Genomic DNA, 14,212 nt, shown 5'->3' with positions numbered 1-14,212 from the left:
GAAATAGATTTTTTAAGGAGTGAATCGTTTCATGCAATTACAGAAAATTTTCAATACGGAAGCCCCCAACCAATCGACCCGCATTATCGAAGGCGAATGCTCCGGCATTCTGAACTGGAATGACATTCGGATGCCTCACATGTACAAATTGTACAAGGTTTTGCTCCTGAATCACTGGATCGCGGATGAAATCCCGATGTCCAAGGATGCTTCCCAGTTCGCGCAGCTGGACCCCGAGGAGCAGCGTACGTTCAAGATCAACATTTCCCTGCTTGCGGTGCTGGACTCCATGCAAACGATGTTTGTGGGCGACGTGAAACGCTACTTCACCGATTCCTCGCTCGAAGCGATCTCGGCGATTATCGGGCAGCAGGAAGTGGTTCATAACCAATCCTACTCCTACGTGCTTTCTTCCATCGTATCCGAGCAAGAACAAAAGGAAATTTTCGAGTATTGGAAACATGATCCGGTATTGCTGGAACGCAACCAGTTCATCTCCGACATCTATCAAAGCTTCCGGGACGAACCGTCTCCGCAGACGTTCTTCCAGGCGATGGTTGCAGACCTCATTCTGGAGGGTATTTTCTTCTACAGCACGTTTGCCTTCTTCTACAACCTGGCCCGTGACCAGAAAATGATGGCGACAAGCCAAATGATTTCGTACATCCAACGCGACGAGAACCAGCACTGCTACTTCTTCGCCGAAGTGTTCAAACAATTGCTCGCAGACTTCCCAGAACTGAACACAGCGGAAAACATGGACTACGTCTACAAAACGATCGACCGTGCCGTGCAGCTCGAAACCAACTGGGCCCATTACACGCTCAGCAACGTAAACGGCATCGACCTGAACGAGCTTTCCGATTACATCAAATACATCGCCAACAAACGCCTGCGCCTGATGGGCATGGAAAAAGCGTACGAAGGCGTTGACGTCAACTGCATGCCTTGGATCAAACCATTCTCCGACGAAGCGCTGAACGCAACCAAAACAGACTTCTTCGAAGCCAAATCCCGCAACTACGGCAAAGTCGGCGACGACAACGGGTTCGACGATTTGTAAAACTCAGTCAACATCGGCTTGCCCATGCCTGACTTGGCAGAATAGAAAACGGATGAAATCCCGGAATAGGATTTCATCCGTTTTTTTGTCGATCCCACTTTCATTGGATCGTTACAGCGATCACATACAATCGTAGGCGCGGCCACGTTTCCCTCCCTTCATTTTGAGTAAAGCGAACAAGCTGCAGTATAATGGAAGGGATTCACATCTTTCAACGAAATGGGGCCTCATCATGGATCATGAAGAGCTTCTTGCACAGCTTCACGACTGGCACGACAATGACGAATACAGCCGGATTATCGAACGAATTCAGCAAGTCCCGGTACAAGAGCGCGGCTATGGGCTGATCAGCCAGCTTGCCCGGGCATATAACAATGACGAGCGCTACCGGGAAGCGATCCAACAGCTGTTATCCGTTGCCGACGAAGGTAAGCAGGATCCGCTTTGGCATTTCCGGCTGGGCTTCGCCTATCATCATCTGGGGCTGTATGACCAGGCACTGCATGCTTTCCGTGAAGCGAACAGGCTGCAGCCGGGCGACGAAGATACGCTCGATTACATCGAATATATTCGTCCCAAAGCAGAGAAAATGATCCGGGATCAGCAGCGTTGCAAACTGGATGCGGCCATCTGGAAACAGAAACATGGGAGCGCCTTGCCGTTCGAAGGGTTCGACCTTGCTTCATTCTGGAGAGGAAACGAGTATGCACGAGCAAATGAAATTTCTGAACCGGTGGACGAAGCCGTGGTTCGGTCCATTGAGCAAGAACTCGGATATACAATTCCCGCGGCCTACATCGCCCTCATGAAATCGCAAAACGGCGGCACGCCGTCGCGCACCTCTTTTCCCACCCAAGAAGCGACATCCTGGGCCGAAGACCATATTGCCATAACGGACATTCACGGCATCCGCCGAGACAGGTCCCATTCCTTTGGAGGTGGCCTGGGCAGCCGTTTCATGATCGAAGAATGGGGATATCCCGATCTTGGCATCGTCATTTGCGATTGCCCGTCCGCGGGCCATGACGTCGTCATGCTGGATTACCGTCTCTGCGGGCCGGAAGGCGAGCCTTCGGTCGTACACGTCGACCAGGAAGACGATTACGAGATCACCTACCTTGCGCCGAATTTTGAAGCCTTCATTCGCGGCTTGGTGGATGACAGCGTGTTTGATGAGGGAGACGAAGGCGAAGATATCGAGGATTAAGGCCATTAGTGCAGTAAAAATCTTCTGTTTCGGAGCATGGATTGAAGGATCCCATCATCCCCCTTAGCGAAATGACCTGTTGAACCTCGGCCATAGAAACGGCAAACAGCATCGGCAAGGTGCTGACGAATCTGTCAGACCAGCCGGTGCCGTTTATTGGTATGAGGACATTTTCTCTGCCTCGTCCCTAGCTTTGAAGCGGTACCGCCGCCTCCTGATGTCTCTGCAGGAACTCCAGCATGCGCCGATATACGAAAATTTCGTTTTCTTTGCGGGAGAAACCATGTCCTTCGTCATCCAGCACGATATATTCCACGTTCACGCCTTTCTCCTGCAGCGCAGCCACGATCTGGTCGGATTCAGCCTTGACCACTCTCGGGTCGTTGGCTCCCTGAATCACCAGCATCGGGTTTCTCATCTGATCGAGATACGTTATCGGGGAATCCTTGGTCAATCGCTCGCGGTCGCGAACCGGATCGCCAAGCCAATTGTCCATCAGCGGCTTCCAGTCGTCGGGTACGGATTCAATGAACGTGAACAGGTTGGAAGGCCCGAATATGTCCACGGCTGCCCGGAAATACTCGGGATGGCGGCCTGCAAGCAGCAAAGTCATGTATCCGCCATAGCTGCCGCCCACGACGAACAGTCGGTCTGGCGAGGATATTCCTTCGCTGAACAACCATTCCATCCCGGCCACGCAATCCAGACGCGGACCTTCTCCCCAGTCCCGTTCGACCATTTTCACGAACTCCGCGCCATATCCCGTGCTGCCCCGGAAATTGGGCGCGAAAATATGATAGCCCTGGGCCAGCATGAATTGGAACATCGGGCGAAAAAACTTCGCCTCGGACGCCTGGGGACCGCCATGCGGCCAAAACACGGTATGCCCGTTGGCGTTCTCCGGCTTGGCCTTGAACAACAAGGCTTCGATCTCCAATCCATCGTAGGATTCATAACGAACGACGTCCGGATACACCAGATTTTCCGGATGCAGTCCGGTGACCCGGTTGGACGTAAGCTGCTGCCATTTCTCTTCCCCCGCCATCAGGCGATAAATGTTATGCGGCTGGATGGCTCCGCGTCCAAGGACGTATACATTCCCTGCCTTCGTAACCAGCGACTGTTCCACGAAGTCCAGCGGCATATCCACCTGTTTCGGTTGTTCTTCCCCCTCGCCCAGCGTATACATCCGATTCTCGGTTCCTTTGAGCGTCCAGAAATAAAGCGTCTTGGATGCCTTATGCCATGCAATGCTCTGCACGTCTTCGCCTTCCACCCGGCATAACTGGCGGAATTCTCCCGTATCGCCCCGATATTCGGCAACATAGGAATACGATTCGTTGTCGTTCGTGATCACCAGCAAACGGTCATTGTCGGCAAAAAGAACATACGGAACCTGGCTCTGGCGTTCCGATGCAGGCAAAACGGCTTGTTCCTTCCCATTCCTGTATAGATGGGCCGTCTGGTACGTATTGGAGTATATTTTGATGACCACATGGCTGTTCTCATCCGGGCTTACGGCGGCCAGCATGCTGGTCGTTCCTTCACCCTTGTGCAGCAACGTGTCTTCTCCCGTCCGCAAGTTCATGATCCTGGAATCCAGGAAATTCGGATTGCCGGCGCTTGTGATGTAATAGAGACGTTCCCCGTCTTCGGACAGCTCTACATAATAACAGCGGTCCCCCGGCCCCGCGGGTACGACAGGTAACGGAGCGCCGCCCTCCGGCTGCAAGGCATAAAGGTGATAACTCTCGTCCCCATCCTTGTCGAAGGCGGTGAGCAAATAGCGTCCTTGCGGATCGGCTTTGATAAACTGGCTGCTCTGGTTCAGGTACGTCAGTGGGTATGGAAACCCGCCAGGCAGGTCCATCGCCCACAAATTCGGATTTCCATTCAGATTGCTGTCGAAAAACAAACGCTTCTCGTCGGAAGATACGGCAAAATGCGAAATGCGGTACGTCTGAAAAAATTGCTCCACATCGGGTTTCGGGAAAGTAAGCATGACCAACCTCCTCCATAATGGCTCACCAGTTGAACAGTGGTAAATTAGGAATCTATTAGTCATAATATATGGAAGTTACCTGTTACCACAATACCTGTGTAAGCTATCCGCTAAAATCAATCCGCCGCCATGCTAACAAAATAGAAGATTCGTGTATATTTGCGATTCCCCGCATGGCATAGGCAGCCTGCATTCTTCATGACTCCGTATAAAAGGTCATATGAGGCTTCTCTTCGCGATAATAGGCCAGCCTTTCGGCCATGGTGCCGGTATGCAATTCGAACAGATGGCCGTCCGGATCGGTAAAGTACACCGACATCGCATCCCGCGGATCACGTTCTCTTCCAGGGAGAATCTTTGCGCCGGCGGCTTTCAGTTCCTGTACCGATGCCTCGAACTCTTCTTCTTTTACCGTAAATGCAATATGTGTATAGGTTCGTTCCGTATAATTGCGGATCACATCCTCCTGATTCAAGGCAACCCAGAGGCCTGCAAGTTCGAAATAGGCCAGCTTGCGGCCTTTTACCAGGATCTTGGCTCCAAGGGCCTGCTCATAGAAAGCAATGGATCGTTCCAAATCGGATACGGAAAAGCACAGATGATTGATTCCCTGAATGTTCATTGGGCTCCTGACACCTCCATGGTCTTGGTTATCTTTATTATGGAATATTTTGGTCAAAAAACAAACCCCTCTTTCTCGTCCTCACACCATCCTATGGGCGAATGCATAGTGTAGGCATATAACCTTAGTGCGAGGAGGATGCAACGCGTATGAACCCGGTCTATCCTTTTCACGGCGAAAGAACGGTCTGCAAAGAGCAAAAGCTGGCGTTCCCGCCCCAACATCAGAACGTTCAGCCCGGACTCGAAACCTTGATGGTGCCCGAACCCATCAGCGAAGATCCGGCTTACATCGGAAGCTGCAAGCTGCAAGGCAAGGTTGCGATCATCACCGGAGGAGACAGCGGCATCGGCAGGGCGGCGGCCATCGCCTTTGCCAAGGAAGGCGCCGACATCGTCATTGCTTATTTGTACGAACGAACGGATGCCGAATGGACGAAACACCGCATCGAGGAATTGGGGCAGCGCTGCCTGCTGGTCGAGACCGACCTGAGGCTGAAAGTCAACTGTGAAGCGGTCATCCGTGCCACGATGGACGCATTCGGCAGCATCGACGTTCTCGTGAATAATCATGGAGTACAGTATACGCAGCCAAGTATCGTCGATATTACCGAGGAACAGCTGTATCACACGTTTCAAACCAATGTATTTTCCTACTTTTTCCTGATTCAGGCAGCTTACCCCCACATGAAAAGGGGAGCCTCCATCATCAATACCGCTTCCATCACGGCCTATAAGGGAGACGTCCGGCTTATTGACTACTCTTCCACGAAAGGGGCCGTCGTCTCGCTGACGCGCGTGCTCGCGAGATCGCTCGCGGCCGAGGGCATCCGGGTCAATGCCATCGCGCCCGGCCCGATCTGGACACCGCTCATTCCGTCCAGCTTTTCCGCCGAGGATGTCGAAGTGTTCGGCACGGAAACGCCGATGGGCAGGGCAGGTCAACCCTATGAGCTTGCGGCAGCTTATGTCTATCTCGCATCTCGCGACTCTTCCTATGTCACCGGCGAATGCATTCACGTCAACGGCGGGGATATGGTAACTACCTGAGCAAACGGATTTGAAGTTCAGGCAGGAGTTCGGTTCCCCGGCTGCGAAAAAGGTTCAGGAACCAAAGCCTTCGACAGGCCGAAAGCTGACATTTCGCGACAAGGAGATGAACCATTCGATGAACTTTGATCCCCTTTACCAGCCGTTTGCGTCACATCGGGTTCCCGTTTACGCCAATAAGGGCATGGTCGCCACTTCGCAGCCTTTGGCGGCACAAGCCGGACTGGACGTTCTGAAACAGGGCGGCAACGCCATGGATGCAGCTGTGGCAACGGCTGCCGCATTAACCGTGCTGGAGCCGGCTTCAAATGGCATCGGCGGCGATGCCTTTGCGCTGGTCTGGACGGGCGGCAAGCTGTACGGCCTGAATGCCAGCGGCCCGGCCCCCGGGACCCTATCCATTCAAGCACTCACAAGTGCCGGCTACACCGAAATGCCGAAACTTGGCGTCGTCCCGGTAACCGTTCCCGGCGCGCCTGCTGGCTGGGCCGAGCTCAGCCGGCGTTTCGGGCGGCTGACGCTGGCGGAAGCACTCGAGCCTGCAGCACGCTATGCGGAAGAGGGTTACCCCCTGCCACCAGGTCTGGCGCGCAACTGGGCAAGGGCAGCCGGGATCTATGCTTCGCAAGGAGAGGTGCTCAAAGGCAGCGCATGGTTCGAAACCTTCGCACCGGGCGGGCGTACACCTGCTTCCGGCGAAATCTGGCGTTCGCCGGATCATGCGACCACCTTGCGACAGATTGGCGAAAGCGATGCATGCGATTTCTACGAAGGCGGGCTGGCGGAACGCATGCATGCATTCATGGCAGAGCATGGCGGCTATATGACAAGAGACGACCTGGCTTCGTTCAAACCGGAGTGGGTCGAGCCCATCTCCGTCTCGTACCGCGGGTATGACGTTTGGGAGATTCCGCCGAACGGGCAAGGACTCATCGCGCTGTCGGCGCTGAACTTGCTGAAGGGCTTCGCGTTCGAAGAGAAGGAATCGGTGCTGACGTACCACCGTCAGTTGGAAGCGATGAAGCTTGCCTTTGCCGATGGAGAGAAATATATTACCGATCACGGAAAAATGGGAGTAAGCATTCAGGAGCTGTTATCCGAAACCTATGCGGATGGGCGCCGGAAGCTGATCGACGATACGGTCCGCCTTCCTGAAGCCGGCGACCCGCAGGCAAGCGGCACCGTATATCTGGCCGTCGCGGATGGCGAAGGCAACATGGTCTCCTTTATCCAAAGCAATTACATGGGCTTCGGCTCCGGCATCGTCGTGCCGGGCACAGGCATCGCGCTGCAAAACCGGGGGCACAACTTTTCCCTAGATCCTTCTCACGCCAACCGGCTGGAACCCGGCAAACGCACTTACCACACCATCATTCCCGGTTTTCTCACCCGCGGCAGCAAGGCTGTCGGCCCGTTCGGGGTCATGGGCGGTTTCATGCAGCCCCAGGGCCATGTGCAGGTCATTATGAATACGCTGGACTTTCACCTGAATCCGCAAGCTGCGCTGGACTCGCCGCGCTGGCAATGGACCAAGGGCAGGACGGTCATGGTGGAGCCCGGCTTCCCGCAGCACATTGCCCAGGCGCTTGCCCGAAAGGGCCATGACATTCAGGTCGCGCTCGATTCCTCCACCTTCGGACGCGGCCAGATCATCTGGCGCAATCCGGACAACGGCGTTTTATGCGGCGGCACCGAGAGCCGAGCCGATGGTACCATTGCGGCCTGGTGACGCTCCGGTACTCGTCTTGTAAATCAAAAGATCCCCCGTTTGAGAAAACGGTTCGGGATCTTTTTTTATTTTTGACCAAATTCAACATTTGAAATACCGCCCCTCTGTAAAATCCAATGACTATTTCCATGAAAATTGAACTATTTGCGTAATTTTTCAATAAAACAATGAAAATCCTTCCGGACTTTACCGATATAGTTCTAGAAGTATACTCATTCATCACCCAAGACATTTTGAAAAGAAACGAGGACCCGGCCATGAAAAAACAAAAATGGATTTCTCCTGTGTTGGTACTGAACATATTTGCCGTTATGCTGCTTTTGACGGCATGCTCCGCACCCGATGGCTCGACGAACGGAAGCACGCAGGAAAACCGGATTAAGGTTGGCGTTGTCCTGACCGAAGTCGGGCTTGGCGATCGCTCATTTAACGACTCTGCCTTTGACGGACTGATTCAGGAACGGAATGAAGGCAACATCATTTTTGACTATAAGGAACCTGCCAACGGCCTGACGCCAGAGCAGGCTTTCGAGCAATTTGCACAAGAAAAAATGGACCTGATCATCGCCTTGACCGATACGGTCAAAGCCGATTTGGAAAAGGTGGCGGAAAAATATCCCGATCAGACCTTCCTGATGATAGACGGCGAGTCCGAACTCCCCAACATCAATTCCATTAAGTTCAAAGCGGAGGAAGGCAGTTATCTGGCAGGCATGATTGCCGGCTTTGCCACCAAGGATAACCACGTTGGCTTTTTGGGCGGAATGGACATCCCGGTGCTGCATGATTTTCAGGAAGGCTTCGAACAAGGCGTACATGCCGTCAACCCGGATGCCAGCGTTCATGCTGTGTATGCCGGCGATTTTGGCAAACCCGAGCTGGGAGCACAGATCGCTTCCCAAATGATGCAGGACCAAGGCACAGATGTGATCTACGTTGCCGCAGGCTTGACCGGCGTGGGCGCTCTTACCGAAATTCAGCAGGCGGGAAAACATGCCATCGGCGTAGATACGGATCAATTCTTTTTGGCTGAAAAAGCGATTTTGACCTCCATGCTCAAAAACGTGGACGTCTCCATCCGCAATGCCATCGCTACATATAAAGAGAACAACAACACTTTCCCGCAAAAGGTCATGGTATACGGCTTGGCTGAAAACGGCATCGGCATCACGGCGCTTCACAATATTACCTTGAGCGACGAGCAGCAGAAACAATTTGAAGACCAGAAAGCAAAGATTGCTTCAGGCGAGACCAAAATTACGCTTAGCCCTTGAACAAGGCAGCAGTCGTAACAAATAAGGACAAAGCACGTGAATACTCAACAATGGGGGCATATGTTATGAAGCTTCAAGGCAAGCTGATCGGTTATGCGTTATTTTCAATGCTGGCATCCCTCGTATTGGTGGCCTACATCATATTCCAACTGCTCGGCATGAATGCCGGCAATCAAAATCTGGTGCCTGCCATGCTTAAAGTTTCCGAGCTGGATGCCAACCAGCTGCAGACGGCGCAGGCGCTGGACGTTTACTCCACCTCCATGTCGGCAGCCAATCAGGACGCTGTGCTGCGTTTGCTGGACGAAGGAAAACAGCTGGCGGACCAGCTCGCGGCAGAGCTGCTGCAAACGGAGGAGCAGATGCGCCTGATCGGAACCATTCAGGAGAAGCTGACCGCGCTGGGCGAGGGCGCAACTCAAGCCATGAATGCCCAGGACAGCACGGAAGCCAAACGTTACAGCTCAAGGGTGAAAGGCATCCAGAATGACATTTATATGCTGGATGAGTTCACGCGCGAGCGTTATGAGCAGTTTACTGCCCAACTGGACAAGGATATCGATGATACATGGAAAATCGCGCTGGCAGGGGGAATTTTCCTGATCATCACCGTCACCCTGTTCAACTTCTTCACCTCCCGCCGATTGGCAGGACGCATGCGTGTGCTTAAAGATGCTGCCGGACGGATCGCCCAAGGCGATCTGAGCGTCCAATTGGCGGCGACCCGCGGAAAAGATGAGCTGGATGAGCTTAGCGCCTCCTTCCGGGTCATGATCGACAGCATTCGGAGCATGGTCGAATCGATCGGCGCCGCTGGCAATCGGGTGGATGCGATGGCGCAGGACATTGACCGCGGCAATGACACGATGCTGGCCATCGTGCAGCAGGTGACCCGTACGACGGAGGAACTGTCCATCGGCAGCCAGAAAATCGCCGAGGATCTGGCCGAAACCGTCATGATCGTTGAACAGATGCAGCACACGTTCGACAACAGCCTGCAATCCACCTCGCAATCGGCGGAATACGGGAATGAAGTGTTAAGCACGGTTTCGGACGGCCGAGCATTCATGCAGGAACAGCTCAAACTCAGCGAGGTCAACCAAAAAGCGATGGCGGAAGTCGAGCAGACCTTCCGGGAGCTGGAGGACAGCGCCGCACGGATCGAAACGATGACAGGCTACGTGTCCGACATCGCTTCCCAGACCACGCTGTTGTCGCTGAACGCTTCCATTGAGGCGGCGCGGGCGGGCGAAGCCGGCCGAGGATTCGCCGTGGTGGCGAGCGAAGTCAAAAAATTGGCGGAGCAATCAGAACAGTCCGTGCAGCATATTTATGCGGCCGTGACAGAGATTTCAACCGCCATGGACAACGTGAAACGATCCGTCTTGAACAGCATCGGCCTTGTTGCGCAGCAGGAACAAGCTGCCAGACAAACCGGCCAATCCTTCTCAACAATCGAAGGCAGCGCGGAGCGGATCAGCGCCCAGATCAAGCAGTTGGCCGCGGAGATGCAGCAATCCCATGAATGGAGTTCCCGCGTGCACCAGGCCATCGAAAACATCAGCGCCATCACGCAGCAATCCGCAGCCAGCAGCGAAGAAATTACCGCCTCCGCTGCCGAGCAGCAGCGCTCGTTCGAAGAGGCGGCAGACAAGGTCAAAACGCTCCGCGACATCAGCGCGGAGATGCACCGGGAACTGGCAAGGTTCAAAATGTAACCGGGTAATCGGTGCCGGAACGACCGGGTTTGGGAAATCTTCGGCACGGGGAGCAGGCGTACCGAAAGGACGGTTACCTAACGATCAGGATCACAACGAAGGAGTCGGTCCGGAACCAATAAGAAGAGACGCTTTCGCCACCACGACAGGTGTGGTGATGGAAGCGTCTCTTTGATGTGTATTCAGAGGCAACGGGCTCGAAACCCGTTATCATCGGTTATAGAAGTTTCCTCTTCTCTTTAAATTAAACGCACGAAATGCATTGGCACGATCCACCAACCCTGTTCGGCCCGACTTTACAGGCGTCACAGGGCCTCGACGATGTCGCCTGCGAGCACGGCAGACGGATCGCCCCGGTGCTGCGCGGCGCGTTCCCCGGCAAGGCCGTGCAAATACACGCCCCAGGCAGCGGCTTGCTCCGCGCCCAGCCCTTGAGCCAGCAGACCGGCGATGATGCCGGTCAGGACGTCTCCGGCGCCGGCGGTTGCCATGCCGGCATGTCCGGTGGTGTTGACGTACGCCTCGCCGGTAGGCATGGCAATGACCGTGCGTGCTCCCTTGAGCACCAGGGTCACGCCCTGCTCGCGGGCGTACCTCGCAGCGTATCCGATGCGGTCACGCTGCACCTCGGCGGTCGGCAGGCGCAGCAGCCGCGCCATCTCGCCCGGGTGCGGCGTCAGCACGACCGCCGCACGGCGCTTGCCCCAGACGCGGGGCCCGTCCGGGCCGGCGTCTGCCAGCATGTTGAGGCCGTCCGCGTCGATGACGAGCGGACGATCCGTGCCCTGCCACAGGCTGCGCAGCCAGCCTGTGTCCCCCGCGAAGCGACCGAGGCCGGGGCCGGTCGCGAGCACGTCGCGGCTCTCCGCGAGACGCAGCACGGCGTCCGCGGAAGCCGCGTTCCATTCGCCGCCGGGGCCTTCGGCTGCGGCGGCGAGCATGACCTCGGGCACGCTGCCGACGACGTGCGGCAGCAGTGCCGCGGGCAGCGCCCACGTGGCGAGGCCGCAGCCGGCGCGCAGCGCGGCCTTTGCCGCGAGCAGGCCCGCGCCGCTCATCGGCAGGCTGCCTGCAGCCAGCAGCACGTGGCCGTAGGTGCCCTTGTGCCCGTCGGGAACGCGCACACGGCCAGTATCCACGCCGAGATCATCGCGCAGCATCTCTTCCGTCAACAAGCGTACAGAGGCTCCGTGTTCCGGGGCCAGCCGCGCGGGAATACCGATGGAACGCACCACGATGCGCCCGGCGGCAGAAGCACCCGGATACTGCGCCAGCCCGCGTTTCAAGAGCGCAAGGCATACCGTGACCCTGGCTTGAATGCATGGCGTATGCACCTCACCCGTGTCCGCATCCAGCCCGCTCGGAATATCTGCCGCCACAACGGGCTTGCCGCTGCCATTCGCTGCCTCGATCAGCGCCGCGTAAGACCCTCGCGGCGCTCCCCGCGAGCCGGTGCCGAGCAGCGCATCCACGATGCCCGTGCACCGGCTGAAGTCCACGGCTTCGCGCCCGTGGACCAAAGCAGGGATTCCGAGCTTCGCGGCGGCATCCCGCTGCACTGCGGCTTCGCCCCGCAGTGCCTCCGGGGCATCGGCGTACACCAGCGTGACGCCGAGCCCCGCCTCCACCAAATGGCGCGCCGCCACAAGCCCGTCGCCGCCATTGTTGCCCTTGCCGATCAGCATGTACCAATGCTGATCGCGGGGCCGCTTCATCACGAGCGCCGGGTCGGCGGCGATGAAGCCGGGAAGCCCCGGCGGACCGCCATGCACGCGGCCTGCCTGGCGATCCGCCCCACGCGGCGGCTCCGGGCATTCGCCTACGCCCGCCTCCTGCTGCCGGCATAGCCGGATTACTTCCTCGGCAATGGCACGTCCCGCATTCTCCATAAGACTGAGAGCCGGAATGCCGAGCTCGCGGATGGTATGTTCGTCCACCGCCCTCATCTGTTCAGACGTTACGATATACAACGCAATTCCCCTCCCGGAAGATTAACATCCAGACTTCATGCGAACCGGCATATCCTAGGTTCCATCATCCTTTACGCGAAACACCGACCGATACAGCGATATGCTATGCAGACCTTTGCAACAGGTTTCTGCCCACTGGAGATTACGCACGCACCGATGCCGTTCGCGAATTCAAACGTCCCGGTGCGACCCCGAAACCCGGCCTTATGCCGTTCCCTCATTAATAAGCAACCGTAAACCGCGTCTGGATAAAATTCGGATCGTCCAGTTCATCCACCAGCGCTGCCGCAAAATCTCCAACGGAAATCGTACTCTCGCCCAGATCATCCGTAATCATGCGATTCAGGCCAATCCTGAATTGACCCGTACGTCTGCCCGAAGTAATCGTTGCCGCAGGACTCAGATAAGTCCAGGCAATGTCCGACTCTTCGATTAATCCGTAGGCGTCCAGATGAGCTTTGGCAAGCGTTCTGACTTCCTCCGGAAATCCGGGCGTGTCCATCAGCATTTCACCGGAATCCGTCAGCAGGCTTCCTGCGCCGCCAACGATGACCAAACGGCCCGCTTTGCCCCGGCGAACGCCTTCCAGCAGCGAACGTGTGACTTCGAGCAGTTCTTCCTCTTCGCCAAACTTAGGCCCGTAGGCGCTCACAACAGCATCCTGACCTGCCGTATAATCGGCAATCTGATCCGGATTAAGCAGATCGCCCTGCTCCACGCGTAAACGTTCATGCACCATTTCCACTTTGGATGGGTCGCGCACGATGGCCGTCACTTCATGCCCGCGGTCCATCAACTCCCATAATATCGTTTTCCCAATCGTTCCCGTAGCTCCAAACAGCGCAACTTTCATATATAATCCCTCATTTCATCAAAGTCCTAAGCTCAATGCATCATTATTGTCCCAATTTACTCCTGTTGTTATAAATCTTAAACGGCACACGCCATCTTAAACCTCATGATCCGATGAAGTCAATCGCAACGCCTAAAAAAATGCAGTTTGTTTTCGATCCAAGATCGTTTTTCCAGATCAAAGGACTTCGTTCCCCCGACTACTCTTCTTGTCTCCACCACATACCTTCGGATTTCGGACTGGTATACGTGAAGCCAAACTGGGCATACAGCCGATCGGCCGGAACATCGGCCAGCAGACTGACAAGGCCGCGAGGCGGAACATGACGCCGCAAATAGTCCATAATCTCGCTCATGATCCGTTTGCCGTATCCTTGCCCCTGCGAATCCGGATGTACCGCGATGTCCACCACCTGAAAAAAGCACCCTCCATCGCCGATCACCCGGCCCATGCCGACAAGCTCCTCGCCACGGCGCAAGCATACGGCAAACAGCGAGTTTGGCAAACCTGCTTCGGCTCCTTCTCTGCTCATGGCGCTAAGGCCTGCCCGTTTGCGTAACGCAAGATACTCTTCTGCCTTCGGAGGCGTATGTACAATATGAATGGCGTCCATAATCCAATCCCCTTTCGTTTCGCTTCATGCTTGAATTCAGGCAATTCCTGTGTAATAGTGAGAGAAAAGCTTGCGTGAACCGTGTTTCACGATACGTGCGTTTACTTGCAAC

General features: G+C 55.6%; 11 protein-coding genes. 6 read left to right on the top strand and 5 right to left on the bottom strand.

Going from position 1 to position 14,212, the window contains the following annotated elements; all coding sequences use genetic code 11:
• Positions 1–31: 31 nt before the first annotated feature.
• Positions 32–1,063, top strand: a complete 1,032-nt coding sequence (locus MKY59_RS02615) for a ribonucleotide-diphosphate reductase subunit beta (RefSeq protein ID WP_236417551.1) — start codon at positions 32–34, stop codon at positions 1,061–1,063.
• A 232-nt stretch (positions 1,064–1,295) separates the two neighbouring features.
• The gene (locus MKY59_RS02610) at positions 1,296–2,270 is read left to right on the top strand and encodes an SMI1/KNR4 family protein (RefSeq protein WP_339275840.1); all 975 of its coding nucleotides are present in this window, start codon (positions 1,296–1,298) and stop codon (positions 2,268–2,270) included.
• A 187-nt stretch (positions 2,271–2,457) separates the two neighbouring features.
• On the opposite strand, the gene MKY59_RS02605 is transcribed toward MKY59_RS02610, so the two are convergent.
• Both MKY59_RS02605 and fosB read right to left on the bottom strand, forming a co-directional pair.
• Positions 2,458–4,272, bottom strand: coding sequence for a S9 family peptidase (locus MKY59_RS02605; RefSeq protein WP_339275838.1), 1,815 nt, complete (start codon positions 4,270–4,272; stop codon positions 2,458–2,460).
• A gap of 196 nt (positions 4,273–4,468) precedes the next feature.
• A complete protein-coding gene (gene fosB / locus MKY59_RS02600) occupies positions 4,469–4,894 on the bottom strand; it encodes a metallothiol transferase FosB (RefSeq protein WP_236417555.1) in 426 nt (141 codons plus the stop codon).
• Positions 4,895–5,043: 149 nt separating this feature from the next.
• Here fosB and MKY59_RS02595 point away from each other — a divergent pair, with 149 nt between their 5' ends.
• The 4 genes from MKY59_RS02595 to MKY59_RS02580 all read left to right on the top strand — a co-directional run bounded on the left by MKY59_RS02595 (position 5,044) and on the right by MKY59_RS02580 (position 10,664).
• Positions 5,044–5,943: a glucose 1-dehydrogenase gene (locus MKY59_RS02595; RefSeq protein ID WP_236417556.1), complete on the top strand. Its 900-nt coding sequence runs from the start codon at positions 5,044–5,046 to the stop codon at positions 5,941–5,943.
• Positions 5,944–6,061: 118 nt separating this feature from the next.
• Positions 6,062–7,672, top strand: a complete 1,611-nt coding sequence (locus tag MKY59_RS02590; protein WP_339275834.1) for a gamma-glutamyltransferase family protein — start codon at positions 6,062–6,064, stop codon at positions 7,670–7,672.
• Positions 7,673–7,929: 257 nt separating this feature from the next.
• The gene (locus MKY59_RS02585; RefSeq protein ID WP_236417558.1) at positions 7,930–8,946 is read left to right on the top strand and encodes a BMP family ABC transporter substrate-binding protein; all 1,017 of its coding nucleotides are present in this window, start codon (positions 7,930–7,932) and stop codon (positions 8,944–8,946) included.
• A 65-nt stretch (positions 8,947–9,011) separates the two neighbouring features.
• Complete coding sequence (locus MKY59_RS02580; RefSeq protein ID WP_339275832.1) at positions 9,012–10,664, top strand: methyl-accepting chemotaxis protein; 1,653 nt, start codon at positions 9,012–9,014, stop codon at positions 10,662–10,664.
• Positions 10,665–10,969: 305 nt separating this feature from the next.
• On the opposite strand, the gene MKY59_RS02575 is transcribed toward MKY59_RS02580, so the two are convergent.
• The 3 genes from MKY59_RS02575 to MKY59_RS02565 form a co-directional block, all read right to left on the bottom strand.
• Positions 10,970–12,634, bottom strand: coding sequence for an NAD(P)H-hydrate dehydratase (locus MKY59_RS02575; RefSeq protein WP_339275830.1), 1,665 nt, complete (start codon positions 12,632–12,634; stop codon positions 10,970–10,972).
• Between the two features lie 220 nt (positions 12,635–12,854).
• Positions 12,855–13,487, bottom strand: a complete 633-nt coding sequence (locus tag MKY59_RS02570) for an NAD(P)H-binding protein (RefSeq protein WP_236417561.1) — start codon at positions 13,485–13,487, stop codon at positions 12,855–12,857.
• A 199-nt stretch (positions 13,488–13,686) separates the two neighbouring features.
• The gene (locus tag MKY59_RS02565; RefSeq protein ID WP_339275828.1) at positions 13,687–14,100 is read right to left on the bottom strand and encodes a GNAT family N-acetyltransferase; all 414 of its coding nucleotides are present in this window, start codon (positions 14,098–14,100) and stop codon (positions 13,687–13,689) included.
• Between the last annotated feature and the right edge of the window lie 112 nt (positions 14,101–14,212).

The sequence above is a fragment of the Paenibacillus sp. FSL W8-0426 genome (assembly GCF_037969725.1).
Classification (GTDB): domain Bacteria; phylum Bacillota; class Bacilli; order Paenibacillales; family Paenibacillaceae; genus Paenibacillus; species Paenibacillus hubeiensis.
Note: the sequence above shows the minus strand (reverse complement) of the source record. Positions and strands in the feature narration are given on the sequence as shown.

What these genes read in the sequence shown, in the direction of transcription:
- MKY59_RS02615 (WP_236417551.1), top strand. Translation starts at nt 32, where the DNA reads ATGCAATTACAGAAAATTTTCAATACGGAAGCCCCCAACCAATCGACC.
- MKY59_RS02610 (WP_339275840.1), top strand. Translation starts at nt 1,296, where the DNA reads ATGGATCATGAAGAGCTTCTTGCACAGCTTCACGACTGGCACGACAAT.
- MKY59_RS02605 (WP_339275838.1), bottom strand. Translation starts at nt 4,272, where the DNA reads ATGCTTACTTTCCCGAAACCCGATGTGGAGCAATTTTTTCAGACGTAC.
- fosB (WP_236417555.1), bottom strand. Translation starts at nt 4,894, where the DNA reads ATGAACATTCAGGGAATCAATCATCTGTGCTTTTCCGTATCCGATTTG.
- MKY59_RS02595 (WP_236417556.1), top strand. Translation starts at nt 5,044, where the DNA reads ATGAACCCGGTCTATCCTTTTCACGGCGAAAGAACGGTCTGCAAAGAG.
- MKY59_RS02590 (WP_339275834.1), top strand. Translation starts at nt 6,062, where the DNA reads ATGAACTTTGATCCCCTTTACCAGCCGTTTGCGTCACATCGGGTTCCC.
- MKY59_RS02585 (WP_236417558.1), top strand. Translation starts at nt 7,930, where the DNA reads ATGAAAAAACAAAAATGGATTTCTCCTGTGTTGGTACTGAACATATTT.
- MKY59_RS02580 (WP_339275832.1), top strand. Translation starts at nt 9,012, where the DNA reads ATGAAGCTTCAAGGCAAGCTGATCGGTTATGCGTTATTTTCAATGCTG.
- MKY59_RS02570 (WP_236417561.1), bottom strand. Translation starts at nt 13,487, where the DNA reads ATGAAAGTTGCGCTGTTTGGAGCTACGGGAACGATTGGGAAAACGATA.
- MKY59_RS02565 (WP_339275828.1), bottom strand. Translation starts at nt 14,100, where the DNA reads ATGGACGCCATTCATATTGTACATACGCCTCCGAAGGCAGAAGAGTAT.